General features: G+C 68.0%; 22 protein-coding genes. 11 read left to right on the top strand and 11 right to left on the bottom strand.

Annotation, left to right across the window (positions count from 1 at the left end; genetic code table 11):
• Window positions 1-105: 105 nt before the first annotated feature.
• From AB4Z10_RS03390 to eda, 7 genes are all read left to right on the top strand, one after another.
• Entirely contained in the window at window positions 106-1,170 is a 1,065-nt protein-coding gene (locus tag AB4Z10_RS03390) for an ABC transporter permease (RefSeq protein WP_441468941.1), read from the top strand.
• A 10-nt stretch (window positions 1,171-1,180) separates the two neighbouring features.
• Window positions 1,181-2,086 carry a nickel transporter permease gene (nikC, locus tag AB4Z10_RS03385; protein WP_441468940.1) on the top strand — a complete coding sequence of 302 codons (906 nt, stop codon included), beginning with the start codon at window positions 1,181-1,183 and terminating at the stop codon, window positions 2,084-2,086.
• A gap of 4 nt (window positions 2,087-2,090) precedes the next feature.
• On the top strand, window positions 2,091-2,963 hold the full coding sequence (locus tag AB4Z10_RS03380) for an ABC transporter ATP-binding protein (protein ID WP_441468939.1): 873 nt from the start codon (window positions 2,091-2,093) through the stop codon (window positions 2,961-2,963).
• A complete protein-coding gene (locus AB4Z10_RS03375) occupies window positions 2,960-3,712 on the top strand; it encodes an ABC transporter ATP-binding protein (protein ID WP_441468938.1) in 753 nt (250 codons plus the stop codon). Before AB4Z10_RS03380 ends, AB4Z10_RS03375 begins: the two co-directional genes overlap by 4 nt.
• A 169-nt stretch (window positions 3,713-3,881) precedes the next feature.
• Window positions 3,882-5,384 carry a glucose-6-phosphate dehydrogenase gene (gene zwf / locus AB4Z10_RS03370; protein WP_441468937.1) on the top strand — a complete coding sequence of 501 codons (1,503 nt, stop codon included), beginning with the start codon at window positions 3,882-3,884 and terminating at the stop codon, window positions 5,382-5,384.
• The gene (pgl, locus tag AB4Z10_RS03365) at window positions 5,384-6,070 is read left to right on the top strand and encodes a 6-phosphogluconolactonase (RefSeq protein ID WP_441468936.1); all 687 of its coding nucleotides are present in this window, start codon (window positions 5,384-5,386) and stop codon (window positions 6,068-6,070) included. Before zwf ends, pgl begins: the two co-directional genes overlap by 1 nt.
• A gap of 39 nt (window positions 6,071-6,109) precedes the next feature.
• On the top strand, window positions 6,110-6,754 hold the full coding sequence (gene eda / locus AB4Z10_RS03360; protein ID WP_441468935.1) for a bifunctional 4-hydroxy-2-oxoglutarate aldolase/2-dehydro-3-deoxy-phosphogluconate aldolase: 645 nt from the start codon (window positions 6,110-6,112) through the stop codon (window positions 6,752-6,754).
• 134 nt (window positions 6,755-6,888) lie between these two features.
• On the opposite strand, the gene AB4Z10_RS03355 is transcribed toward eda, so the two are convergent.
• Window positions 6,889-7,992 carry an NAD(P)/FAD-dependent oxidoreductase gene (locus AB4Z10_RS03355; protein ID WP_441468934.1) on the bottom strand — a complete coding sequence of 368 codons (1,104 nt, stop codon included), beginning with the start codon at window positions 7,990-7,992 and terminating at the stop codon, window positions 6,889-6,891.
• A gap of 10 nt (window positions 7,993-8,002) precedes the next feature.
• Window positions 8,003-9,178: a M20 aminoacylase family protein gene (locus AB4Z10_RS03350; RefSeq protein ID WP_441468933.1), complete on the bottom strand. Its 1,176-nt coding sequence runs from the start codon at window positions 9,176-9,178 to the stop codon at window positions 8,003-8,005.
• Window positions 9,179-9,628: 450 nt separating this feature from the next.
• Here AB4Z10_RS03350 and AB4Z10_RS03345 point away from each other — a divergent pair, with 450 nt between their 5' ends.
• On the top strand, window positions 9,629-9,940 hold the full coding sequence (locus tag AB4Z10_RS03345) for a hypothetical protein (RefSeq protein ID WP_441468932.1): 312 nt from the start codon (window positions 9,629-9,631) through the stop codon (window positions 9,938-9,940).
• A gap of 18 nt (window positions 9,941-9,958) precedes the next feature.
• Here the strand turns inward: AB4Z10_RS03345 and AB4Z10_RS03340 are convergent, their stop codons facing one another.
• The 3 genes from AB4Z10_RS03340 to AB4Z10_RS03330 all read right to left on the bottom strand — a co-directional run bounded on the left by AB4Z10_RS03340 (window position 9,959) and on the right by AB4Z10_RS03330 (window position 12,868).
• Complete coding sequence (locus AB4Z10_RS03340; RefSeq protein WP_441468931.1) at window positions 9,959-10,480, bottom strand: GNAT family N-acetyltransferase; 522 nt, start codon at window positions 10,478-10,480, stop codon at window positions 9,959-9,961.
• 32 nt (window positions 10,481-10,512) lie between these two features.
• Complete coding sequence (locus AB4Z10_RS03335) at window positions 10,513-11,481, bottom strand: threonine ammonia-lyase (protein WP_441468930.1); 969 nt, start codon at window positions 11,479-11,481, stop codon at window positions 10,513-10,515.
• Between the two features lie 130 nt (window positions 11,482-11,611).
• Complete coding sequence (locus tag AB4Z10_RS03330; RefSeq protein ID WP_441468929.1) at window positions 11,612-12,868, bottom strand: peptide ABC transporter permease; 1,257 nt, start codon at window positions 12,866-12,868, stop codon at window positions 11,612-11,614.
• Between the two features lie 188 nt (window positions 12,869-13,056).
• On the opposite strand from AB4Z10_RS03330, the gene AB4Z10_RS03325 reads away from it, so the two are divergent.
• Window positions 13,057-13,572, top strand: coding sequence for a DUF2478 domain-containing protein (locus AB4Z10_RS03325; protein ID WP_441468928.1), 516 nt, complete (start codon window positions 13,057-13,059; stop codon window positions 13,570-13,572).
• Window positions 13,573-13,617: 45 nt separating this feature from the next.
• Window positions 13,618-14,232, top strand: a complete 615-nt coding sequence (gene mobA / locus AB4Z10_RS03320) for a molybdenum cofactor guanylyltransferase MobA (protein ID WP_441468927.1) — start codon at window positions 13,618-13,620, stop codon at window positions 14,230-14,232.
• Window positions 14,233-14,247: 15 nt separating this feature from the next.
• Here the strand turns inward: mobA and AB4Z10_RS03315 are convergent, their stop codons facing one another.
• The 3 genes from AB4Z10_RS03315 to AB4Z10_RS03305 form a co-directional block, all read right to left on the bottom strand.
• The gene (locus AB4Z10_RS03315; protein WP_441468926.1) at window positions 14,248-14,649 is read right to left on the bottom strand and encodes an SRPBCC domain-containing protein; all 402 of its coding nucleotides are present in this window, start codon (window positions 14,647-14,649) and stop codon (window positions 14,248-14,250) included.
• 89 nt (window positions 14,650-14,738) lie between these two features.
• Window positions 14,739-15,854, bottom strand: coding sequence for an Mrp/NBP35 family ATP-binding protein (locus AB4Z10_RS03310; protein ID WP_441468925.1), 1,116 nt, complete (start codon window positions 15,852-15,854; stop codon window positions 14,739-14,741).
• A 30-nt stretch (window positions 15,855-15,884) separates the two neighbouring features.
• Entirely contained in the window at window positions 15,885-16,112 is a 228-nt protein-coding gene (locus AB4Z10_RS03305; RefSeq protein ID WP_441468924.1) for a sulfurtransferase TusA family protein, read from the bottom strand.
• A gap of 173 nt (window positions 16,113-16,285) precedes the next feature.
• On the opposite strand from AB4Z10_RS03305, the gene AB4Z10_RS03300 reads away from it, so the two are divergent.
• A complete protein-coding gene (locus tag AB4Z10_RS03300; RefSeq protein ID WP_441468923.1) occupies window positions 16,286-17,533 on the top strand; it encodes a molybdopterin molybdotransferase MoeA in 1,248 nt (415 codons plus the stop codon).
• A gap of 15 nt (window positions 17,534-17,548) precedes the next feature.
• Here AB4Z10_RS03300 and AB4Z10_RS03295 read toward each other — a convergent pair whose 3' ends face one another.
• From AB4Z10_RS03295 to AB4Z10_RS03285, 3 genes are all read right to left on the bottom strand, one after another.
• Window positions 17,549-18,319 carry a TIGR02186 family protein gene (locus tag AB4Z10_RS03295; protein ID WP_441468922.1) on the bottom strand — a complete coding sequence of 257 codons (771 nt, stop codon included), beginning with the start codon at window positions 18,317-18,319 and terminating at the stop codon, window positions 17,549-17,551.
• Window positions 18,316-19,245, bottom strand: a complete 930-nt coding sequence (locus AB4Z10_RS03290; protein ID WP_441468921.1) for a sulfite exporter TauE/SafE family protein — start codon at window positions 19,243-19,245, stop codon at window positions 18,316-18,318. The genes AB4Z10_RS03295 and AB4Z10_RS03290 overlap by 4 nt, the downstream gene beginning before the upstream one ends.
• Window positions 19,246-19,423: 178 nt before the next feature.
• Entirely contained in the window at window positions 19,424-22,789 is a 3,366-nt protein-coding gene (locus AB4Z10_RS03285; protein ID WP_441468920.1) for an SEL1-like repeat protein, read from the bottom strand.
• Window positions 22,790-22,922: the final 133 nt, after the last annotated feature.

Below are 22,922 nucleotides of genomic sequence, written 5' to 3'. Positions count from 1 at the left end.
CCGGCCTCGGGCGGGTCTTTGCGTTGCCGCAGAGTACGCCCCGGCGCAACCGGCGCCCAGGCAGGAGACATCCTTGCCCATGTCGATCAGAAACGGAGGCGAGTCATGACGGCCGTGATGCAAGCGCCTGCGCGCAAGAGCGCATCGCCGGGGAGGCTCGGTCGCTGGGGCCGCGCCCTCTCGCGCGAGCTGACGACCGTGGTGATCACCATGTTCGGCCTGCTGCTCGTCACCTTCTTCATCGCCCGGGTCATTCCGATCGATCCGGTGCTCGCCGTCGTTGGCGACAATGCCCGTCCCGAGACCTATGAAGCGGCGCGCATCGAGCTCGGCCTCGACAAGCCGCTCTGGCAGCAATTCGCGATCTATATCGGCAAGGTCTTCACCGGGAATCTTGGCACCTCCGTGCTGACCTCGAACCCGGTCACCGAAGACATCAAGCGCGTCTTTCCGGCGACGCTCGAGCTCGCAACGCTGGGCACGCTGATCGGCGTCCTGATCGGCGTTCCGCTCGGCATCCTCGCCGCCGTCAATCAGGGCCGCTGGCAGGATCAGGTCGCCCGCGTTGTCGGCCTCGTCGGCTATTCCGTGCCGGTCTTCTGGATCGGCCTCATGGCGCTGCTGCTGTTCTACGCCAAGCTGGGCTGGGTTTCCGGGCCGGGGCGCATCTCGGTGGTCTGGCAGGACATCGTCACCACCCGCACCGGCATCATCATGCTGGACGCCGCGCTAGAAGGCGAATGGGAGGCGTTCTGGGACGCCTTCTCGCATCTCATCCTGCCGGCGCTGGTCCTCGGTCTGCTTTCCGTCGCCTATATAAGCCGCATGACGCGCAGCTTCATGATCAGCGAGCTGCAGCAGCAATACGTCATCGCGGCCCGCGTGAAGGGCGTCTCGGAAACCGCCGTCATCTGGCGCCACGCCCTGCGCAACGCCGCGGTGCCGCTCTTCACCGTGATCGCGCTCTCCTACATGCATCTGCTCGAAGGCTCGGTGTTGACCGAGACGATCTTCGCCTGGCCGGGGCTCGGCCGCTATCTCACGAACGCGCTGCTCAACGCCGACATGAACGCCGTGCTCGGCGGCACGCTGGTGGTCGGCGTCGTCTTCATCGCGGTTAACCTGCTGACCGACATCATCGGCCGGCTGGCCGATCCGCGCGTGCGCTGAGGAGGCGGACATGAGTGACACCTCCTCCGCCGGCCTGCATGCCTGGCTGATCAGCGATTCCCCGGCATCGCGCCGCCAGGCCCGCCTCGGCCAGCTTTACCGGCAATGGCTCGCCTTCAGGCGCAATCCGATGGCGGTGGCGGGCCTCGCCATCATCGTCCTGCTGCTGCTGGTCGCCGCCTTCGCGCCGCTGATCGCGCCGTTCGACCCGCTTGCGCAGGCGCTCGACAAGCGGCTGCTGCCGCCGTCGGCAACCAACTGGTTCGGCACCGACGCGCTCGGGCGCGACATCTTCAGCCGCATCGTCTACGGTACGCGCATCACGCTGGTCATCGTGCTGTTGGTCGTGGTGACCGTCGGCCCCTTCGGCCTGCTGATCGGCGCGGTCTCCGGCTATTTCGGCGGCTGGGTCGACCGGCTCCTGATGCGCATCACCGACGTCTTCCTCGCCTTCCCGCGCCTCGTGCTGGCGCTGGCCTTCGTCGCTGCGCTGGGGCCGGGCATCGTCAACGCCATCATCGCCATCGCGATCACGACCTGGCCGCCCTATGCCCGCGTCGCCCGCGCCGAGACCATGGTGATCCGCAACCAGGATTACATCGAGGCGATGCGCCTGCAGGGTGCCTCGCGCGCCCGCATCATCTGGAAGCACGTCGTGCCGATGTGCATGCCCTCGCTGATCGTGCGCACCACCTTCGACATGGCCGGCATCATCCTGACCGCCGCGGGCCTCGGCTTCCTCGGCCTCGGCGCGCAGCCGCCGATGCCGGAATGGGGTGCGATGATCTCGGCCGGGCGCGAGCAGATCTTCGACCAGTGGTGGGTCGCGACCTTCCCGGGCCTCGCCATCTGCGTCGTCGCGCTCGGCTTCAACCTGCTCGGCGATGGGCTGCGTGACGTCATGGATGCGAGGTGAGGCGATGCAGGCCTTTACGAATAAAGCCGAGCAGCCTCTTCTCGAGGTCGACAATCTCAAGGTCGATTTCCACACCCCGACCGGCATCGTGCGCGCCGTGCGGGGCCTGTCCTTCACGCTGGGGCGGGAGCGCCTGGGCATCGTCGGCGAGTCCGGCTCCGGCAAGTCGATGACCGGCCGTGCCATCCTCGACCTGATCCCGCATCCCGGCGTCGTCAGCGCCGATGGCATGCGCTTCCGCGGCCAGGACCTGACGACGATGGACAAGGGCGTGCGGCGCAAGCTGCGTGGCCGCCACATCTCCATGGTGATGCAGGATCCGAAGTTCTCGCTGAACCCGGTCGAGACGGTCGGCAGCCAGATCGCCGAGGCTTATCGCATCCACCGCAAGGCCGGTACCCGTGAGGCGCGCGAGCGCAGCCTCTCCATGCTGGAAGCGGTGCAGATCCGCGATCCCGCCCGCGTCTACGACCTCTATCCGCACGAGGTCTCGGGCGGCATGGGCCAGCGCGTCATGATCGCGATGATGCTGATCGCCGAGCCCGAGATCCTGATCGCCGACGAGCCGACCTCGGCGCTCGACGTCACCGTCCAGCTGCAGATCCTGAAGATCCTCGACGATCTCGTCACCGAGCGCGGCATGGGGCTGATCTTCATCAGCCACGACCTGCATCTGGTGCAGTCCTTCTGCGACCGCGTCATCGTCATGTACGGCGGCAAGGTGATGGAGACGTTGCCGGCGGCCGAGCTCGCCGACCCCTCCGCGCGCAGCCGCCGCCATCCCTATACGCTCGGCCTGCTCGAATGCCTTCCGGACCTCGACCATCCCCGGGCGAAGCTCTCCACCCTCAACCGCGACCCGGCCTGGCTGGCATGACGAACGCTGCGATCTCCGTCGACAAGCTCAACGTGTCCTTCGGCGACTCCCATGTCGTGAAGGATCTCTCCTTCGAGGTGCGCAAGGGCGAGAGCTACGGCCTCGTAGGCGAGTCGGGCTCCGGCAAGTCGACCGTGCTGCGCGTGCTCTCCGGCCTCAACCGCGACTGGAGCGGTGCCGTCTCCATCGAGGGTGCCGTGCAGCCCAAGGTCCGGGACAAGGCCTTCTACCGCAATGTCCAGATGGTCTTTCAGGACCCCTACGGCTCGCTTCACCCCAAGAAGACCGTGGATGACACCCTTGCGGAGCCGTTGGCGATCCACGGTGCCCGTGATGCCGAAGCGCGCATCGGCAAGGCCCTCTCCGATGTCGGCCTGCCCGCCTCCTTCCGCTTCCGCTATCCGCATCAGCTCTCGGGCGGCCAGCGCCAGCGCGTCGCCATCGCACGCGCCCTCGTGCTCGAACCCTCGATTCTGCTGCTCGACGAGCCAACTTCGGCGCTCGACGTCTCGATCCAGGCGGAGGTGCTGAACCTGCTCGCAGCGCTCAGGCAGGAGCGGAAGCTGACCTATATCCTCGTCAGCCATGACCTCGCCGTGGTCGGGCATATGTGCGAGCGGCTGCTCGTCATGCAGTTCGGCCGTGCCGTCGAGGAAATGACCGTCGAAACGCTGGCGGCGCGCCAGCCACAGACGGTCTATGCGCAGCAATTGCTGGCGGCGAGCGCGGGCTTCCGGCGCGCGGGCTGAGCGGTAGGGGTAGCGGCCCTGCGCCGTTCCCTCTTTGCAGCGCGGCAAAACCGTCTCACTCTGGTCGTAGCCTTGCGCTAAAAGCTGCGCGTCCGGCCGAACCTCGGCCGGGCGGCAGGGCTCACGCCGGTCGTTTGAAACCGGCACCGCCTTACGGAGTTTCAGTCCCATGGACGCTATCGTCGACAACGCGCTTCGACCCGAGACTGCCCCCGAGCGGACGCCGGTTCCGCCCTTCGATCTGGTGATCTTTGGAGCCGGCGGCGATCTTGCCCTGCGCAAGCTCTTCCCGGCGCTCGCCCAGCGTAACCGCGATGGTGTCCTGCCGGAGGAAAGCCGCATCCTCGCCGTCGTCCGCAAGGAGGAGGATGTCGAGGGGCTGCCGAAGCAGATCGCCAGGCGCCTGGATGAGGAGGGCATCCCGAAGGATCAGGTCGAGCCCTTCCTGCGGCGCCTGACGATGGTGATGCTCGATGCGGTCCAGCCCGAGACCTACAAGGCGCTGAAGCAGGCCCTGGGCGAGAGCGAGCGCGTCCGCTCCTTCTATCTCTCGACCCCGCCCGACCTCTTCATCCCGATCTGCGAGAACCTGGCCAAGGCGGATATTCTGACGCCGACCTCGCGCGTCATCCTGGAGAAGCCGCTCGGCCGCGATCTCGCTTCGGCGCAGCAGATCAACGATGCCGTCGCGCGCATCCTGCCCGAGAGCCGCACCTACCGGATCGACCATTATCTCGGCAAGGAGACGGTGCAGAACCTGCTCGTCCTGCGCTTCGCCAACACGCTGTTCGAACGGTCATGGTCGAGTCGTGACATCGACCATGTCCAGATCACCGTCGCCGAGACGGTCGGCCTCGAAAGTCGTGCCGGCTATTACGACAAGGCCGGGCATATGCGCGACATGGTGCAGAACCATCTCATGCAGCTGCTCACCCTCTTCGCCATCGAGCCGCCGAACATGCTCGAGGCCGGCGCGGTTCGGGAGGAGAAGATCAAGGTGTTGAAGGCGCTGCGCCCCATCGTCGGCCCCGACGTGCAGCGCTACACTGTGCGCGGCCAGTACGGGCCGGGCCAGATCGACGGCCAGCGCGTTCGCGGTTATGCCGAGGAACTCGGCCATGGCTCGAACACCGAGACCTTCGTCGCCATCCGTTGCGAGGTCGACAACTGGCGCTGGGCCGGTGTGCCGATCTATCTGCGCACCGGCAAGCGCATGGCGCAGCGCTATTCCGAGATCGCCGTCACCTTCAAGCCGGTGCCGCATTCGATCTTCGGCAACGGCACCTGCGACCGGCTCGACGCCAACCGCCTCTTCATCCGCCTGCAGCCGAACGACGGCGTCCAGCTCCAGCTGATGATGAAGGTGCCGGGCTCCGGCCGGCTCAAGATCGTGCCGCGCCAGCTCGATCTGCGCTATTCGACCGCCTTCGACGAGCGCACGCCGGACGCCTATGAGCGCCTGCTGACCGATGTGATCCGCGGCGACCAGACGCTGTTCATGCATCGCGACGAGGTCGAGCAGGCCTGGGGCTGGGTCGATCCGATCATATCCGGCTGGCAGGACTACTATCCGCATCCCCATCGCTACGCCGCCGGCTCCTGGGGACCGTCACAGGCGATCGGCCTGATCGAGCGCGACGGCCGCTCCTGGGCCGATCCGGATTTCGTCTGATGCCGGCCGGCCCGCTCGCCTGGCACCGCTTCGCCACACTGGCCGATGCCTCGGAGGCCTTGGCCGAGACCGTCGCGCTGCGGCTGACGGAACTGCTCGCCGAGAAGGGCAGGGCGCTGCTGGCCGTGCCCGGCGGCACGACGCCGGCGCGCTTTCTCACAGCGCTCGGTCAGCGCGATCTACCATGGGAGAAGGTTACGCTGCTGCCGACGGACGAACGTTTCGTCGCGGCCGACGACAGCGCTTCGAACGAGCGCATGATCCGCGCGCAATTCGCGCCGCTCGCGGAGGGGCGTGCCGATTTCCTGTCCTTCCACGGTCATGGCAGCGACATCGAGGCGGCCGCGGCCCTGCTGTGCGCGGAGCTGGCAGCGCTTCCGCCGCTCGATCTGCTGGTCAGCGGCATGGGAGCGGATGGGCACATTGCCTCGCTCTTCCCCGGCGCTGAAACCACCTTCGATACGGTGCCGGACAGCGGCATCGTCGTGGCCCAGCCGCCGGGCCTGCCGCCACGACTGTCGCTTTCGCCGGTGCGCCTGCGCGATGCGGGCTGGGCGAGCCTGCTCGTCTCAGGCGGCGCGAAGGAGGCGGTCCTGAAAGAGGCAGCCGCCCGCGAGACGCCGCTGCCGGTCGATATGCTGCTCCGCCGGGAGCAGGGGCTCGACGTCTACTGGGCTAAGGAGTAGAGCCCGGTTATCCGTTCAAATCGTTTGAAAGATGAGGCCATGGACGAGACTGTCGCGATTGCCCGGCTGAAGAGCTGCGGCGTGATCCCCGTCGTCGTGATCGAGGATGCCTCGCGCGCGGTCGATCTCGCCCATGCGCTCGTCGCTGGCGGTGTTGATGTCGTCGAGGTCACACTGCGCCGCCCGGCTGCGATGGAAGCGCTCGCAGCCATCGCGAAATCAGTGCCGAAGGCGCTCCCCGTGGCCGGTACGGTGGTTACGCCCGCTCAGGTCGCGCAGGTCAAGGACGCAGGCGCCCAGGCCGTGGTCAGCCCCGGTTTCAGCGAGAGCGTCGATGAGGCGCTGCGCAAGGCGGGCCTGCCCTGGTTGCCGGGCGTTGCCACGGCGTCGGACTGCATGCGGGCCGTCGCGGCCGGGCGCAACACCGCCAAGTTCTTCCCCGCCGAGCAGGCGGGCGGGCCGCCGGCGCTGAAGGCGCTCTCCGGTCCGTTCCCGCAGATGAGCTTCTGCCCCACCGGCGGCGTCGGCCTGAAGAACCTCGGCGACTACCTCGCCTTGCCGCAGGTGATCTGCGTCGGCGGCTCCTGGCTCGTTCCGGCCGACGCGATTGCGGCCGGCGACTGGAACCGCATCACCACGCTGGCGCGCGAGGCGAAGGAAGCCTTCCTGAAGGCGCGTGCCTGACTTCGCCTCACGCGCGTAGGCCGTGCGTCATTCTCGGGCGGAGCGAAGCGCAGGCCCGAGAATCTCTGGCAGGATACGGCGCCGCAGCCTCTTTCGGCATGAGATGCTCGGGGCAAGCCCGAGCATGACGCGCCCTACGCCAGTTTCTCCCGCACCATCTCCGCGATCGCGAGCGAGCTCGTCAGGCCCGGACTTTCGATGCCGAGCAGATTGACCAGCTCGGCGACGCCATGGACTTCCGGCCCGTCGATACGGAAGTCCGGCATCGGCTCGGTCGGACCGTGCAGCTTCGGCCGGATGCCGGCGTAGTCGGCGACCAGTGCACCGTCAGGAAGGGCTGGCCAGTAGGTTCGGATCGCGGCGTAGAACTTCTCCGCGCGCGCCGGATCGACGACCAGATCCTGATCGCTTTCAACCCATTCGACATCGGGCCCGAATTTGACGCGCCCGCCCATGTCGATCGTGGCGTGGATACCGAGGCCAGCGGCTTCCGGTACCGGATAGACGAGGTGGCTGAAGGGCTGTTTGCCGGTCAGGGCGAAATAGTTGCCCTTCGCGTAGTGCTGCACCGGCACATGCTCGGCGGGGAAGTCCGCGAGCAGGCCGAGCAGCCTTGGCGCACCGTGCCCGGCCGAATTGACCACCGTGCGGACAGTGTAGGTCGCAGGATCGGCGCCGCCGAAATCGACGCTGAACCCGTCCGCCCCGTGCCGCCAGCCGGTGATCGGCGTGTTGAGCGCGAGCGAACCGCCGGCCGCCTCGCACTCGCCAAGCAGCGAGAGCATCAGTGCATGGCTGTCGACCACTCCGGTCTCGGGCGAGAGAAGGGCGATCTCGCAGCGCACCTCCGGCTCCATCGCCTTCGCCTCGGCGCCGGAGAGCCAGCGCAGCGAGTCGACGCCCGAGGCCTGGGCGCGGGCCATGATCGTTTCCAGCGCCGGTTTCTGTGCTTCGGAGGTGGCGACGATCAGCTTGCCGCAGGCCTTGTGCGGCAGGCCGCGCCCTTCCAGATAGCGGTAGAGCTTCTTGCGGCCTTCGACGCAGACGCGCGCCTTCAGCGAGCCGGGCGGATAGTAGATCCCGGCGTGGATGACCTCGGAGTTGCGCGCCGAGGTCTGGGTGCCGATGCCTTCGGCCGCTTCGGCGATGACGACCTCGCGCCCGGCGAGCGCCAGTTCGCGGGCTACCGCGAGGCCGACGACGCCGGCCCCGATCACCAGGCAATCGATGTCGCTCATCGCGTGGTCGTCAGGCCGCGCGCGGCGGCATGGCGATCTCGATGAGGCTCGTCCAGTAGTTCACGCCGACGGGGATCGCCGCGTCGTTGAACTCATAGGCCGGATGATGCAGGCCCGCCGAGTCGCCGTTGCCGATGTTGATAAAGGCGCCCGGGCGCTCCTCCAGCATATAGGAGAAGTCTTCCGAGCCCATGGTTGGCGGGATATCGGTCTTGATCGCTTCCGAGCCGAAGATTTCCTTGGTCACGCTGGTGACGAAGTCGGTCTGGCCGGCATGGTTGAAGGTGACGGGATAGCCGAGATGGTATTCCAGCTCGTACTTCATGCCGAAGGCCTTCATCACGCCGTCGACGATCTCAGTGATGCGCTTCTGCGCAAGCTCGCGAATCTTCGGCGTCAGCGTGCGGACAGAGCCCTTGATCTCCGCGGTCTGCGGAATGACGTTGAAGGCCTCGCCGGCATTGAGTGCGGTCACGGAGACGACGATCGACTCGAGCGGGTCGGCATTGCGCGAGGCGACAGTCTGCAGAGCGCTGACCAGCGCGCAGGAGGCGACGATCGGGTCGTTGACGTTGTGCGGCGCCGCCGCATGTCCGCCCTTGCCTTCGATCTTGATGTGGATGCGGTCGGCGGCGGCCATGGCCGGCCCCTTGGCGATCTCGAAGCGGCCGACCGGGATGCCCGGCTTGTTGTGCATGCCGTAGACTTCCTGGATGCCGAAGCGGGTGATGAGTCCGTCATCGATCATCGCCTTGGCGCCGGCGCCACCTTCTTCGGCGGGCTGGAAGATCAGCACGGCGGTGCCGTCGAAGTCGCGGGTCTGGGTCAGATACTTCGCGGCGCCCAGCAGCATGGCGGTGTGGCCGTCATGGCCGCAGGCGTGCATCTTGCCGGGAATGGTCGAGCGATGTTCGAGATTGGTCTCCTCATGGATCGGCAGCGCGTCCATGTCGGCGCGCATGGCGATCACCTTGCCGGAATCCTGGCCCTTGCCCTTGATGATGCCGACGACGCCGGTCTGGCCGATGCCCGTCACCACCTCGTCGACGCCCCATTCCCTGAGCTTTTCGGCCACGAGACCCGCGGTCCGGTGAACGTCGTACATCAGTTCGGGGTGGCGATGGATGTCGCGGCGGATCGCGGTGATTTCGGGGGTCAGCGCCGCGATGAGGTCGGTTTTGGGCATCGTATCCTCTGAGATGACATGGGGCGACCGCGCAGAAAGCGGGTGCCGTACGGCACGCTAGCCCAGCCCCGGCCCACCTGTCCAAGCCGGCAGCGCGCAGGGGGTTGGCTTTGGCGGAATGGCGGGCAGGCCGGGAAGATGAACGCCGCCTTGACCAAAGGCAGTGAGCGATCTGGATTACGTCTGTGAAATAGTCCGGAAAGGCCGCAGCCATGATTTGGCCTTCCTTGACGAATAGCGGAGGCGTCCTTCGCTCAGGCCATCGAGAATATCTGGCCTGATCCTTTTCGTTTCCCCTTACATGTCTGGTAGATGATGCGTCGCTTGTCGTTGCTTGCGTTTGTTTTTGGTTTCTTGCCTTCAGTCGCTCTGGCTGACATCGCTCCTGAGAAAATCTCCTTTCAGCCGCAGGTCAAAGGCCTGGGCTGCCTGAAGTCCGAGACGAAGGCGATGATCGCCGAACTCGTCGCCAAGATCGGTCCGATCCAGATCACCTCGACCTGCGGCGGCCGCCATGCGCGGCACTCGCAGCACTACAGCGGCAAGGCGGTCGACTTCCGGCCGCTGGCGGCCTCGCCGCGCAAGGCTGCGGCCGCCGCGCGTGCGCTCGCCAATGTCGGCGGCGTCGGCACCTATTCGAACGGCCTCGTTCATGCCGACGTGGGCGAGCGCGAGATCTCCTGGTACGGCCAAAAGCGCAGCCGCTACGCTTATGCCAGCAAGCGCAGCCGCTATGCCAGGCTAGCGCGTAACAGCAACTGATCGAGCCTTCCGTCGCCCTCAGCGGGCGGTGATGTTGAGCGGATGCCGATAGACCAGATCGTTCGGATCGGGTCTATCGGCGCGCGTATCGCACACCGCTCCGAGGCGTTCCGCCACCGCGATCGATGCGGTGTTGCCCGGCGCCACATAGCTCACCAAGCTGGAAAGCTTCAGGTTCCGTGTCGCCCAATCCCGCAAGGCACGGGCAGCCTCGCTGGCATAGCCATGGCCCTCCTGGCCGTCATAGAGCAGCCAGCCGAGTTCCTTCTCGGGGAAGAGCGGGCCGTCATTGATGCCGACCTGCCCGATGCAGGCACCGGTCGACTGAAGCTCGATCATCAGCGCGCCGTGCCCGAACAGCGGCCAGCAGGCGATGTCGTGGCAGAAGATCCCCCAGGCCTGCCGCGTCGAATAGGGGCCGCCCACTCCCGTCGAGCGAGGCGACGCCAGAAACGCGGCATAGGCGGGAAAATCCGACTTCGCCATCGGCCGCAATGTAAGGCGTTGGGTCCGCAGTGTCGGAACGGAATGGTCGCTCATGCGCGGTTTCTAGAGCCGCGCCGTCGCCGAGGCTAGATCGCGAATTCGCCGCGCCAGCGGGCGATGTCGTCCAGAGCCACGTTCGATCCGCAGAGCACGAGGCAGACGCGTTCGCCGGACCCGAAGGCCTCCCTGCGCGTCATGGCAGCCGCGACCACGCAGGCCGCGGCGGGCTCCACCAGCACGCGCTCGTTCTGCAGCACCCAGACCAGTTCGCGAACGGCCTCCGCATCCGGCACCACGAGGATTTCCTCAAGGAACTGCCGGGCAGCCGCGATGGTGCGCTCCGTCGCGAAGGGCGCGCCCAGCGTGCGCGCGATCGAGGTGGGGCGGATCGGAACCGGCTGGCCGGCCGCAAGCGCCTGCGTCATCGTCGTTGCGCCCTCGGTCTCGACGCCGTGCAGCCGCACGGCTGGGTCGAGCCCCTTCAGCGCCGCGCCGACCCCGGCCGAGAAGCCGCCGCCCCCGATCGAGATGAAGACATGGTCGAGCCGCCCTCCGGCATCGGCGGCGAGTTCCAGGCCGAGCGTACCATGGCCGGCAATGATCGCCGGGTCGTCATAGGAATGGACATGGACCATTCCCTGCGCGGCATAGTCCTCGGCCTTGGCAAAGGCGGCGATCGAATCGTCGCAGAGTTCGACCTCTCCACCCGCCTGCTGCGTCAGATGGATATTGAGCGCGGGCGTCGCCTTGGGCATCAGGACGAGGGCGCGGGCACCCATGGCGCGGGCGACGAGCGATACCGCGATGGCATGATTCCCGCCAGAGACGGTGACGACGCCGCGCTTCAATTCGGCTTCGCTCAGGCCCATCAGCTTGTTGAAGCAGCCGCGCACCTTGAAGGAGCCGCCGAGCTGCAGGCCTTCGAGCTTCACCCAGGTCTCGACCCCCAACCGCTCGGACAGGCCGGCGCTGTAATAGGTCGGCGTGCGGCGGACCTTGCCGGCGATGCGCCCGGCTGCGGCCTGGATATCGGTAAGGGTGACGTCGAACGGCATGGGTGCCTTCTGTCCTCTGCCCGCTGCGCGGCGGGCTTCTAGGCCGCACGAGAGCGCGTCAGGCGCAAGGCCGTCAAGCACCGGGGAGGCGCGCTACGCCTCCTCGCCGATATCCGGCACGGGGGAGACGTCAGTCCGCCGGCGGCTCGCCCGCCTTGGGGCGCGAGCGGCCGGTCGAGCGCATCGGCAGCGGCACGGCGGGCCTGTCGGTGCGGTACTGGCCGCGGGCGATGGCGCCGAACAGGAGCACCACGGCGGTCAACGTCATCAGCCACCACGGCAGCAGTGGCGCGAAGCCGAAAACCGCGAGCGCGAAAGCGGTGGTGAAGGCGCCGACGCCGCCGGCCGCGAGCGCGCCCGGCATGCGGCCGGCGGCGCGGATGGCGAAATACAGGCAAGCGGCAGCGGCGGCGGCGCCGACGAGACCCAGCTCGTACCAGGTCTCGAACAGCAGAGTGGCGGGCGCCGGCTGCGGCAACATGCCCCTGAGTTGGTCGCGAACCACGGTGTCGAGCCCGTGCCCGGTGACGAGTTCGATCGGCGACTGCCGAATGACGTCGGCCCAGATCGAGAGCATCTGCGCGAAATCGTCGGCGCTGTCCGGCAACGCCGAAACCAACGGCGCGAGCAGGAAGGGCAGGACGGGGGCGAACAGCATCAGCCCGGCGACGATGGTGGCGATCACCTGCGCAGCGCGCTGGCGGCTGGCGGTGACGGCGCCGAAGGCGACTGCGCCAAAGAGCATCGCGACGGTTTCGCCGTCGTCGAACCGCGTCAGTGCCAGCAGTGCCACGACGAGGGCGAGCCCGAGGGCGCTCATCCCGCGCTCGCGCGAGAGGAGCCAGGCGAGAGCCGGCCAGGCGGTGATCAGGATGATCGAGACGCCGCGCTCGACAGCGCCGGGCGGTGTTTCCGCGTGCCGCAGGGCCGCGATGATGATCAGTCCGAGCGCGAACATACCGGCGGTGCCGGTGCCGAGGGGGGAAAGGTTGAGATTCGAGGAGCGCATCCGCTCCGGAAGTGCCGACAGGCCGGCGAAGCCGAGCACGACGGCGAGCATCAGGTTTCCGGCCTTTTCGGCGGCCGATGTGGGGAAGGGGCTCCAGACCAGCGAGAGCAGCGCCCAGGCGACGAGGCCGAGCAGGATCAGTCCCGGTCGGCTGAAAACGGACTCCTTGAGGGAGCCGACGAATTTGGCGGGTTCCTCGATCAGCATCGCAATGATCAGCAATGCGATGCCGATCGGCACGAGGACGACCGCGGCGCGGCGTGAGACCAATGCGGCCAGCGGCAGGACGAGCGCGAGCGTGCCGAAGCCGATGCGCCGCAGCAGCAGCGCGGCATCGGTGGCCGGGTCGAGCGGAGCTTGAGCGTTGTGGCGGATCATGCGTTCCGGCGGGGTAACGGGCGGCGGCCCGCCCGGTTGCCCGAAACGAACCGATGCCACCCTAGCGAGAGTACGGGCGCACGACTGTAGGTGCGGCGCAACACTGTCGCGGCATCTCTCATGCGGAGAATAAACCTGCGCTGCCGGTGCCTCTGGCGCGAGGGGAGCGTTCGTGAGAGGAATCCCGCATGACCATGCTGGCTGCCATTCCCTATACGAGCGGTTTCCCGATCGACGCCTTCATGCAGGGCGTGGCCACGCAGTTGAAGCGGCGCGGCCTCCGGCTTGGCGGCGTGGTTCAGCATAATGATGCCGCCTGCGACGATCGCTGCATGGCGATGTCGCTGGAAGATCTCGGCAGCGGCCATCGCTTCCCGATCAGCCAGGATCTCGGCGCGGGTGCCGCGGGCTGCCATCTCGATGCAGCCGGCCTCGCCGCGGCCGCGGCGGTTTTCGCCGGTGCGCTGGCAGAGCGCGTCGATCTCGTCATGGTCAACAAGTTTGGCAAGCAGGAGGCTCTGGGCGAGGGGCTGCGCGAGGAGATCGCGAATACCGTGATGGCGGGCCTGCCCGTGCTGATCGCGGTGCGCCGTGATTTCCTGCCGGCCTGGCGCGATTTCGCCGGAGACGAGTGGGTTGAACTGGACGCCCACATGGCGGCGGTGGAGCGCTGGGTCGGTGAGGCGACCCGGCTTGCGGCCTGACGCTGCCGTGACACAGCTTCTCGGCTCGCTGGCATGAGGGTCGCGATGCCGCCTCCAACGCTCGGCCTCGTTCTTGCGGGCGGCCTCGCCCGTCGCATGGGCGGCGGCGACAAGCCGCTCAAGCAGCTCGCCGGTAGACCGATCCTCGCCCATGTGATCGAGCGGCTTCGCGAGCAGTGCGACGGCCTTGTCCTCAACGCCAATGGCGATCCGGCGCGCTTTGCACTCTTCGGGTTGCCGGTTGTCGCCGATACGGTGCCGGACTTCGCCGGTCCGCTTGCCGGCATCCTCGCCGGGCTTGATTGGCTGGCCGAGCACCGGCCGGAAACGGCATGGCTGCTGAGCGTCCCGGCCGATACGCCCTTCATTCCGAACGATCTCGTCCAGCGTCTGCATGAAGCGCGGATCGCGGCCCAGCTTCCGTTGGCCTGCGCCGCCTCGGCCCGGCAGGCGCATCATGCCATCGGCCTCTGGCCGGTCTCGCTGCGGCAGGATTTGCGGCAGGCACTGGCAGCCGGCGAGCGGAAGATCAGCCGTTGGACGCAGGAGCATGGCGTCGCCGTCGCGGAATGGGCTGCGGAACCTGTCGATCCCTTCTTCAACGTCAACACGCCGAACGACCTAGGCGAGGCGCAGCGTCTCGCCGGATTATCGGCCTAGCCATCGCGGCGGCCGTCAGCGTTCCAGCAAGGCCTTCAGCGCCGCGAGATCCCGCGCCACCATGCCCGCATCGGCCGCCATCTCGTCGTCGGACATGCCGTCGCGCTGAAACAGCGTGAAGACGACCTCGGCGCCGTCGTCATTGGGCACCACACGCATCGGATTGTGCATGGCCGGGCCGTGTTCGGAGATCACCGCATGGTCGAGCACGCCGTGACGGTTCGGCTCGCTGAACAGGATGCGCATCGATCCCATCGGGGTTTCGGCGCGCCAGGTCATGCCTTCGACATGGACGAAGCTGTGGCCGAGTCCCTCCGTCCATTGCGGGAAGTTCTCCGGCTCGGCCAGGAAGGCATAAACCTGCTCCACCGGGCGATCGATGCCAATGCCGATATGCCGGGCACGCTGAACAGCCATCGCCATTTCTCCTTATGCAAAAGAACAAAAAGAGAACATGCGTAATGTGCTGTCAAGCGCGAGCGTATGGGCGTCTCGGGCCGATCTTGTTACTCGATGACGATGCGCGGCGCTGCTCTGGAGGCTCCGCCGAGGCCGGCCTGAACCTGCCGCGCCAGCGCGACATAGGCCTTGGCATGCGGGCTCTGCGGATCGCTGGCGACGATCGGCCGGCCTCCGTCCGAGGTTTCGCGGATCGGCATGGCCAGGGGGATCTCGCCGAGGAAGGGGATATGCAGCCGCTCAGCCTCGTGCCGCGCCCCGCCATGGGCGAAGATGTCGGATTGATGCCCGCATTCCGGACAGATGAAATAGCTCATGTTCTCGACGAGGCCGAGGATCGGCACCGCGACCTTCCTGAACATGGCGACGCCGCGGCGCGCATCGAGCAAAGCGAGGTCCTGCGGCGTCGAGACGATGACGGCGCCGGCAAGCGGCACCTGCTGCGCCATGGTGAGCTGCGCATCGCCGGTGCCGGGCGGCATGTCGACGACGAGGACGTCGAGCTCGCCCCAGGCGACCTCGCGCAGCATCTGCGTGATCGCCGAGATCACCATCGGCCCGCGCCAGATCATCGGCGTCTCCTCGTCGACGAGGAAGCCGATCGACATCACCTTGAGCCCATAGGCCTCCATCGGCGCCAGAGTCCGCCCCGAGACGATCTGCGGCTTGCCGGTGATGCCGAAGATCTTCGGCATGGACGGGCCGTAAATGTCGGAATCGAGCACGCCGACCTTGAGGCCGAGCGTCGAGAGCGCCACGGCGAGATTGGCCGCGGTGGTCGATTTCCCGACGCCGCCCTTGCCGCTGGCGACAGCGATGATCTGCTTAACGCCCGGCACGCCGCTGGGCTTGGGTGCGCCGCCGGGGCCGGGTCGCTGCGCCTGCTGGCGGGCCTGCATGCCGGCCGAGGGCGGCGCCTTGTCGGCAGTCAGCCCGACGAGCACCTGCGTCACGCCTGGCAGGCCGCCGACGGCGCTTTCCGCAGCCTTGCGCACCGGCTCCATCGCGGTGGCCTCGGTCGGGTCGATGCCGATCGCGAAGATCACCTTGCCGCCATCGACCAGGATATCGCCGATGCGGCCGGAGGCGGCGAGCGATTGCCCGCTCGCCGGCAATTTCACCAGTTCGAGAGCGCGCAGGACATCGGCTTGGGAGACGGTCACGTCGTTGAACTCCGTTCGCTGGCGCGGCCGTCAGGCCGCCTTGCGGATATGGAAGACGATGGCGCCGTCCGCATCCCCTTGCCGCTCGATGACGTCGCCGGTTTCGCGTGCGAGGTTGGGCAGGTCGATCGCCGCCATCGGGTCGGTGCATTGCACGACGAGCAGCGTGCCGGCCTGCACCGCGCTCAGAGCCTTGCGCACGCGCAGCACCGGAAGAGGGCATTTCAGGCCGCGCAGATCGAGCGGAATGGTGTCCATGGTCTCGCGCCCACCGGGCCGTTGTCGTCGCTGCTTCATAGGACGGCTGCTCGGGTGGGAGCAACCGCGCGCCATGCCGCATGCTTGACCGGCCTCGTTCCGGCGAGGATGAAGGTGCAGCGGAGCGCGCCAGGGGCGGCGATGCGGGCGCAGGTCCGGAAAGGACGAGTGCCGTGACGGGTAGGCCGGGCGGAGCCGGGACGGATATCGGGCTGATCTCCCTCGACGAAGCGGGAGCCCGCGCGGCTGCCCGCGTCGCGCCGGTGCCGGGTGTGCTTGAACTGCCGCTCGTCGAGGCGGATGGGCGTGTGCTGGCGGAGGCCGTGGTCGCACGCGTTGATTTGCCGCCCTTCGCGAATTCCGCCGTCGATGGTTATGCCGTCCGCTTCGCCGATCTCCGGCCCGGTGCCGAGACCCGCCTGCCGGTCCTCGGCCGAACGGCGGCTGGCGATCCGGTCGGTACGCTCGGGCGCGGTGCCTGGCGCATCTTCACCGGCGCTCCTGTGCCCGACGGGGCCGACACGGTGGTGATGCAGGAGGATGTCACGCTGAGTGGCGACGAGGTCATCCTGCCGTCCCAGTCGAGGCTTGGCGCCAATCTGCGCCGGGCGGGGGAGGATGTCGCCCGCGGTCAGGAGGTTCTTCCAGCGGGCCGGCGCCTGCGGCCGCGGGATCTCGGGCTGCTCGCCGCCCTGGGGCTGGAGCGGGTCCGGGTCAGGCATCGTCCGCGCGTTGCGCTGTTCTCGACGGGCGACGAACTGACCGAGCCGGGGCGCCCCCTGAAACCGGCGGCGATCTACGATGCCAACCGGGCGATGCTGCGTGCCCTGTTGGCGCGGGCCGGCGCCGACGTCGTCGATCTCGGCATTCTGCGTGATGAACCCACTGATCTGGAGCGGCATCTGCGCGAGGCCGCCGGCGCCTGCGACCTCATCGTCACCTCGGGCGGTGTCTCCGTGGGGGACGCGGATCACGTCAAGGCTGCGCTCTCGGCCTGCGGTTCGCTCGACCTCTGGCGCGTCGCGATCAAGCCGGGCAAGCCGATCGCGATCGGCGAGGCGGCCGGCACGCCCTTCATCGGCTTGCCGGGCAATCCGGTCGCGGTTTTCGTCGGGTTTGTGTTCGTCGCTTGGCCGCTGCTGGCGCGCCTTGCCGGGGCGACGGCCGAAGCACCGGTTGTCTTCCCCGCCAAGGCCGGCTTCCATCATCGGAAAAAGGCCGGGCGCAGGGAGTTCCTGCGCGTTACGCTCGAACGGCGGGACGATGGTGCCGTAATCGCGCGCAAGCATCCCGGCGAGGGGGCGGCGTCGCTCGCCTCGCTCGCGCAATCGGATGGGCTCGTCGTACTGGCTGAGGAACTGGAGCAGCTGGAGGAGGGCAGCACCGTACCCTTCCTGCCCTATGCCGGCTTGCTGGGCTGAGCTCGACGGGGCGTCTCAGTCGCGCCGGAAGATCACGCTCGCCCCCCAGCCGAGGAAGAGCGCCAGCAGCACGGTCGCGAGACCGTACAGAAACGACCAGTCATAGGCGGCGGAGGCGAGCCGCTGCTCGATGCCGGTCTTGATCACCTCGAAATTGGTCTGCTGGCGCGCCAGAGGGACCCCGCCGGAATAGAGCACGATGTCGACGCTGTAGGAGCCGGTCGGCGCCGTGGCGGCGATGTCGATCGGCGCGCTGAACAGGCTGTTCGACAGGAAGGTGACGCCGCGCTCCTCGTAGCCGTAGAGATCCTTGGCCTGCATGATCCGCACCAGGCTTTCGCGGAAGCGGATGGAGTTCGGGTCGAGATCGACCCAATTTCCCTGCGGCAGCTCGGCATTGGCGAGGCCGATGCGGCCGCGCCGCGCCGTTTCGGGGCTCATCATCTCCGAGATCGGCCTGTTGCTGGCGACGTGCAGGAAGACCGGATTGTCCGGGAAGCGGCGCTGCGACCGGTTGATCCAGATCGGACCGAGGCGCTCCTTCTCACGGACCAGCAGCATGCGCCGGGGGCCGCGGACGGTGACGATGATGTCATAGGGATCGCCGCGCGCGACCGTGCGGCCGTCGCGCTCGACCAGGCCGAAGACCGTCAGCTGGCTGCCGGTGTAGTTCGAGGTGATCTGGATCTGGTGGCTCGACATCGCCGCGATCAGCGTCTCGGCCCGGGCCGTCCCCGTGGCGAGGCCGATCCACAGGGCGGCGAAGAAGGCGAGGAACCGCATCATCGCGCGCTCTCCGGCACGACCACAGAGAAGCGTTCGGTCGGCGGAATGAAGAGCTCGATGGCGAAGCGCAGGCCGACCGAGAGGATCAGCAGCGCCAGCAGCAGCCGGAAGGATTCGACGTTGAGGTTGCGCGCCGCCCGGCCGCCGAACTGCGCGCCGATGACGCCGCCGACCAGCAGCAGCGTGGCGAGGATGAGATCGACCGACTGGTTGGTGACCGCGTGCAGAATTGTCGCGCCCGTCATCGTCACCAGAATCTGGAAGAGCGAGGTGCCGACCACCACGGCCGGTGGAATCCGGAAGAAGTAGATCAGCCCCGGCACCAGGATGAAGCCGCCGCCGACGCCGAGAACGGCGCCGATGAAGCCTATGACGATGGCGAGCAGGGCGATCGGCAGCACGCTGCAATAGAGGCCGGAGCGATAGAAGCGCTGACGGAAGGGCAGGCCCATCCACCAGGGATGCATGCCGCCGCGCCGCTTCAGCCGTGCCGGCTTGCCGGCGCGCACGCGCAGCATCGCGCGCAGCGCGTCGTAGAGCATCAGCCCGCCGATGATCGAGAACAGTGTCACATAGGAGAGCGTGATGACGAGCTCGAGCTGGCCGAGCCGGCGCATGGTGTTGAAGAACAAGACGCCGAGCACCGTGCCGACGATGCCGCCGCTGACCAGGACGCCGCCAAGCTTGAGATCGAGGGCCCTGCGCCGGAAATAGGTCAGCACGCCGGTCATCGACGAGCCGGCGACCTGCGCCGCCACGGTTGCGACCGCCACCGCAGGCGGGATGTCGAGGAAGATCAGGAGGGGGGTGAGCAGGAAGCCGCCGCCGACGCCGAACAGGCCGGAGATGAAACCGACCGCGCCGCTCAGGCCAAGCACCATCAGCACGCTGATCGGAAGCTCGGCGATCGGCAGGTAAATCTGCACTACTACCCCTCGCAGGCGGGTGCATAGCCGTTGCTTGCACCGATTTGTCCCAGACTGAACCGTCCAGGTTAAGAGTTGTTGCTGAAATGGAAGACGGGCCGTTACCGGCCCGTCTTAAAGGACTATCGTTTTCCTTGCCGCGTCAACACGTCGAAAGCATGACGCCGCGGCGGTTGACTCAGCTGCGCGCGGGCCTGGCGGGCTTGGTCGCCGCCGCCGCGGTCGGGCCCGCGTCCCAGCCCTTGGCCGGCGGGGTGACCTCGTTGGCGATCGTGTCCAGCGTCTTGGGCTTCCAGTTCGCGGCGGTCGTCTTGGCGGCGGCGAGCTCTTCCGGCTTCAGGCGCTGGGCAACCTCGTCGCGCTTGCGGGCGGCGTCCTCGTCGCCCTGATTCGCTGCAACCGAGAACCAGACGAAGGACTGGGCGAGGTCGGTCGGCGCACCGAGGCCGCGGCCGAGCAGGACCGCGAGGTTGTATTGGCTGTCGCGCACGCCGAGTTCGGCGGCGCGCCGGAACCACTCCGTCGCAATGGCATAGTCCGGCTTGCCGGAGACGCCCTCGGCATGCAGCACGGCGAGGTTGTGCATCGCCTTGGCGTTGCCGCGCTCGGCTGCGCGCTGGTACCAGATGCGGGCGAGGGAGAGATCGCGCTGCGTGCCGATACCCTTCTCGAACATGTTGCCGACACGGAACTGGGCGGGTGGGAGCCCCGCGACGGCGGCGCGTTCGAACAGGCGCAGGGCGAGCTTGGCGTCGCGCTGCGCGGCCGGGCCGTCGGCGGCTTTGCTTGCCAATTCGTAGACCGCGCGGGCATCGCCGTCGAAGGCGGCCTTGCGCAGTCCGGCGCTGCCGAAGCCGGTCGGCAGATCGCCAACCCCGGTGACGCTCTGAACAGACTCGGGCGCGACGGCCGCGGAGGCTTCCGCCTGCGCCGCGGCTGGCGCCGGTGCCACGAGGGGCGGCGGCACGGCGGCAGGCTGATCCGGCACAGCCTGGCCCGTAATCAGGCTGGCGGGCGCCGCCAGCGGTGCAGGCGAGAGCGCCGAGGACTGGTCCTTGGCGGCTGCAGGGTCCCTGGCCGGACCGGGGTCCTTGGCCGGGGCCTGCACGCCCTCGGCCGGGGCTTCCGGCTGGGCGATCAGGCTACGCGCCGTGGTGCTTGCGGTCTTGGTCCCGTCGCCGCGCACCACGCCGGTGACGACATGGGCCGTGCCCATGGCCAGGATCAGCGCGGCGAGGCCGAGCAGCAGCGGGCGCTTGCGCTTCTCGAGGATCTCCTTGAGCTTGCCGGAGCTCTTCGCAGCGGGCTCGGAGGCTGCTGCGGGAGCGCTCGCGGCGGCTTCGCTGGCGGCCTTGGCCGAGCGCCGGGCGGCAGCGATCAGGCTCTGCCGCACCGATTGGGCGTCCTGCCCGGCGTTGGCGGCGCTTTCAGGCCGCGGGCGGCCCGACCCCGGCTCCAGCGGCAAGTCGAAGGCCGTGTTCGGCAGCGCGGGAGCCGCTTCGCTCCGGACCGGGGCGGTGGGCGCACCGAAGCGATCTTGAGCAGCTGCGCTGACCGCCGGGCCGGCGTGATCGCGAGCAGCGAAGGCGGGCGCACGGACTGCGGGCTCCTCGCTACGGGCGGCAGCGGCCGGACGCTGCGGCGCGTTCCGGCGCTCGCCCTGCAGCTCGGATTCAAGGCCCGCGAGCCGCGTCATGATCGCCTCGAGCGACAGATGGACTGCGCCCAGCGCGTCCTGGGTCAGGCGCTCCGACGAGACATGGGTGTCGCGCATGCCGGTGACGAGGCTCGACAGCTCGGCAATGCTCTTGCCCGGCGCCGAGGTGCTGGCCGCCTGGACGAGGGCCGCGCGTTCGGCCGCCGTCTCCTCGCGCATCGAGCGCAGATGGACGACCAGATCCTGCAGCGTGCGCTCGATGCCGTTCTCGGCCGAGCGGGTCGCCGCCGCCTCGTCGAGCCGGGAGGCGATGCCCGAAATCTGCTGTTCCAGCGCCTCGAAGGATTCCGCGCCTGCGCCGGGGGCGCCGGCCTCGTCGATCTTGTCGGCGAGATGACGCAGCATCTGTTCGATCGGGCTGAGATCGACCGAGGCGGCGGACTCGCCGGTGCCGACCATGCGGCTGAGCTGGCTCGATGCTGCCAGGCTCTCGATCCGGCCGGCCAGCGCTTCGATCTGGCGGGTGACGGCGGACGGCCCCTGTTCGGCGAGCAGCTCGATCCGGTGCTGCAGCGCGTCGATGCGGTCATCGAGATGGTTGTCATGCCGCTGCGCGGTGACATCGTCGAATTTGCGCGACAGCAGGTCGATCTGGGTTGCGAGCGAGGCCAGGGGAGCGGTGTCGAAATCCTGCGGGCGGCTGGTCAGGACCGCGCTGCGGACATCCTCGATCGCGGCCGAGAGATTACGCATCTCCCGCAGGTCCGGCTGGGTTTCGCGCAGCCGGCCGATCTCGAAGCCCAGCGAAGCGACCTGCTGGGCGAGATCATCGAGCCGGTGATCCTGTCCGCTGGAAGGGATCAGGCTCCGCAGCTCGGCGATGTCGCGCAGGACCGGGTCGAGATTGGCCGTTTCATTTCCGCGCGCCGCCAGTGCGTCGACCTTGGCGGCCAGATGCGCGATCTCGTGCTGGAAGCGCTGGTAGCTGTCGCCGGCCCGATCCTGCGATAGCCGGGAAACCTCGGCCTCGATCCGTGTCAACGGCTTCAGCAGCGGCTCGAACTGGTCGCGCCGGTCGAAGCGGTCGAGGCGCTCGGCCAGGGCAGCGATCTTGGTCTCGATCGCGCTGGTGTCAGGCTGGCGTGGCTGCGGCGCTGCAGGGCGCTGCCCAGCGCGCCGGCCCTCCGAAGACAGCCGCGAGCCAAGCTCGCGCAGATCCTCGCGCAGTGCCGAAATGCGCTCCGGCGTGACGTTGGCCGCCCGCGAAGGGGAAGGAATGATCTCTTCGTTGTCGAGAACGCGCTGGCGTGTGCGGATGTTGGTGACGGCCGCCTCAAGTCCGTCGCGGCTGAAGGCGAGGYGCGGCGACGGCTCCGGCCGATTCTGGGCCTCATGGCTGCGGCGCTCGATCTCGGCGATGCGTTCGCCCATCGTCTTGATCGCTTCGGCGATGACGTTGGTCGCGCGCTCCTGCCGCTCGGCGGCGCCGCGCTCGCTCGATGACAGGCGATCCTCGGTCTTCTCGATCCAGCGCGTGATGGAATCGAGCGCGCCGGCGGTACGGCTGTTGGCATCGCGGGTCAGGCGCTCGATGTTCGCGGCCTGGCCGATGAAAGCGTGGAGTTCTGAACGTGACGGGGCGGGGTCGGGCCTGCGCGAGGCCGTATCCGTCTGGGCTTGGGAGATACGTGCCAGCCGTTCCGACAAGGCTGCGATGTCGAGCTGCTCGGGCATCGCGTCAGCCGGGGCGGGTGCCTCGCTCTCGTCGCGGATCTTGTGGTCGAGCCATTCGCCGAGCGTCATGCCGGCGCGGCGAGCTGCTGCCTTTGCCGCGTCGCGCGTCCGGGGATCGACGCCTTTGACGCTCCAGGGCAAGCTGGTGGCCATGTTCTCGCTCGCCTACGGGGCTTGTCTCCCGGAGGACGCGGCCCCCTGATGCCGCCGACCTCCGCGCGAACCTTGGCAGTCGTGAAGACAACGTTGACGATGCCGATGCGCGTTCCCGACATTTGGCCGGCAT

The sequence above is a fragment of the Allobosea sp. RAF48 genome (assembly GCF_052114025.1).
GTDB lineage: Bacteria > Pseudomonadota > Alphaproteobacteria > Rhizobiales > Beijerinckiaceae > Allobosea.
Note: the sequence above shows the minus strand (reverse complement) of the source record. Positions and strands in the feature narration are given on the sequence as shown.

Excerpts from the sequence above, each read along its gene's own strand:
- nikC (WP_441468940.1), top strand. The coding sequence starts at position 1,181 with ATGAGTGACACCTCCTCCGCCGGCCTGCATGCCTGGCTGATCAGCGAT.
- AB4Z10_RS03305 (WP_441468924.1), bottom strand. The coding sequence starts at position 16,112 with ATGGACACCATTCCGCTCGATCTGCGCGGCCTGAAATGCCCTCTTCCG.
- eda (WP_441468935.1), top strand. The coding sequence starts at position 6,110 with ATGGACGAGACTGTCGCGATTGCCCGGCTGAAGAGCTGCGGCGTGATC.
- AB4Z10_RS03390 (WP_441468941.1), top strand. The coding sequence starts at position 106 with ATGACGGCCGTGATGCAAGCGCCTGCGCGCAAGAGCGCATCGCCGGGG.
- AB4Z10_RS03330 (WP_441468929.1), bottom strand. The coding sequence starts at position 12,868 with ATGATCCGCCACAACGCTCAAGCTCCGCTCGACCCGGCCACCGATGCC.
- zwf (WP_441468937.1), top strand. The coding sequence starts at position 3,882 with ATGGACGCTATCGTCGACAACGCGCTTCGACCCGAGACTGCCCCCGAG.
- AB4Z10_RS03375 (WP_441468938.1), top strand. The coding sequence starts at position 2,960 with ATGACGAACGCTGCGATCTCCGTCGACAAGCTCAACGTGTCCTTCGGC.
- AB4Z10_RS03325 (WP_441468928.1), top strand. The coding sequence starts at position 13,057 with ATGACCATGCTGGCTGCCATTCCCTATACGAGCGGTTTCCCGATCGAC.
- AB4Z10_RS03340 (WP_441468931.1), bottom strand. The coding sequence starts at position 10,480 with ATGAGCGACCATTCCGTTCCGACACTGCGGACCCAACGCCTTACATTG.
- AB4Z10_RS03295 (WP_441468922.1), bottom strand. The coding sequence starts at position 18,319 with ATGATGCGGTTCCTCGCCTTCTTCGCCGCCCTGTGGATCGGCCTCGCC.
- AB4Z10_RS03380 (WP_441468939.1), top strand. The coding sequence starts at position 2,091 with ATGCAGGCCTTTACGAATAAAGCCGAGCAGCCTCTTCTCGAGGTCGAC.
- AB4Z10_RS03315 (WP_441468926.1), bottom strand. The coding sequence starts at position 14,649 with ATGGCTGTTCAGCGTGCCCGGCATATCGGCATTGGCATCGATCGCCCG.
- AB4Z10_RS03355 (WP_441468934.1), bottom strand. The coding sequence starts at position 7,992 with ATGAGCGACATCGATTGCCTGGTGATCGGGGCCGGCGTCGTCGGCCTC.
- AB4Z10_RS03350 (WP_441468933.1), bottom strand. The coding sequence starts at position 9,178 with ATGCCCAAAACCGACCTCATCGCGGCGCTGACCCCCGAAATCACCGCG.
- pgl (WP_441468936.1), top strand. The coding sequence starts at position 5,384 with ATGCCGGCCGGCCCGCTCGCCTGGCACCGCTTCGCCACACTGGCCGAT.
- mobA (WP_441468927.1), top strand. The coding sequence starts at position 13,618 with ATGCCGCCTCCAACGCTCGGCCTCGTTCTTGCGGGCGGCCTCGCCCGT.
- AB4Z10_RS03345 (WP_441468932.1), top strand. The coding sequence starts at position 9,629 with ATGATCGCCGAACTCGTCGCCAAGATCGGTCCGATCCAGATCACCTCG.
- AB4Z10_RS03335 (WP_441468930.1), bottom strand. The coding sequence starts at position 11,481 with ATGCCGTTCGACGTCACCCTTACCGATATCCAGGCCGCAGCCGGGCGC.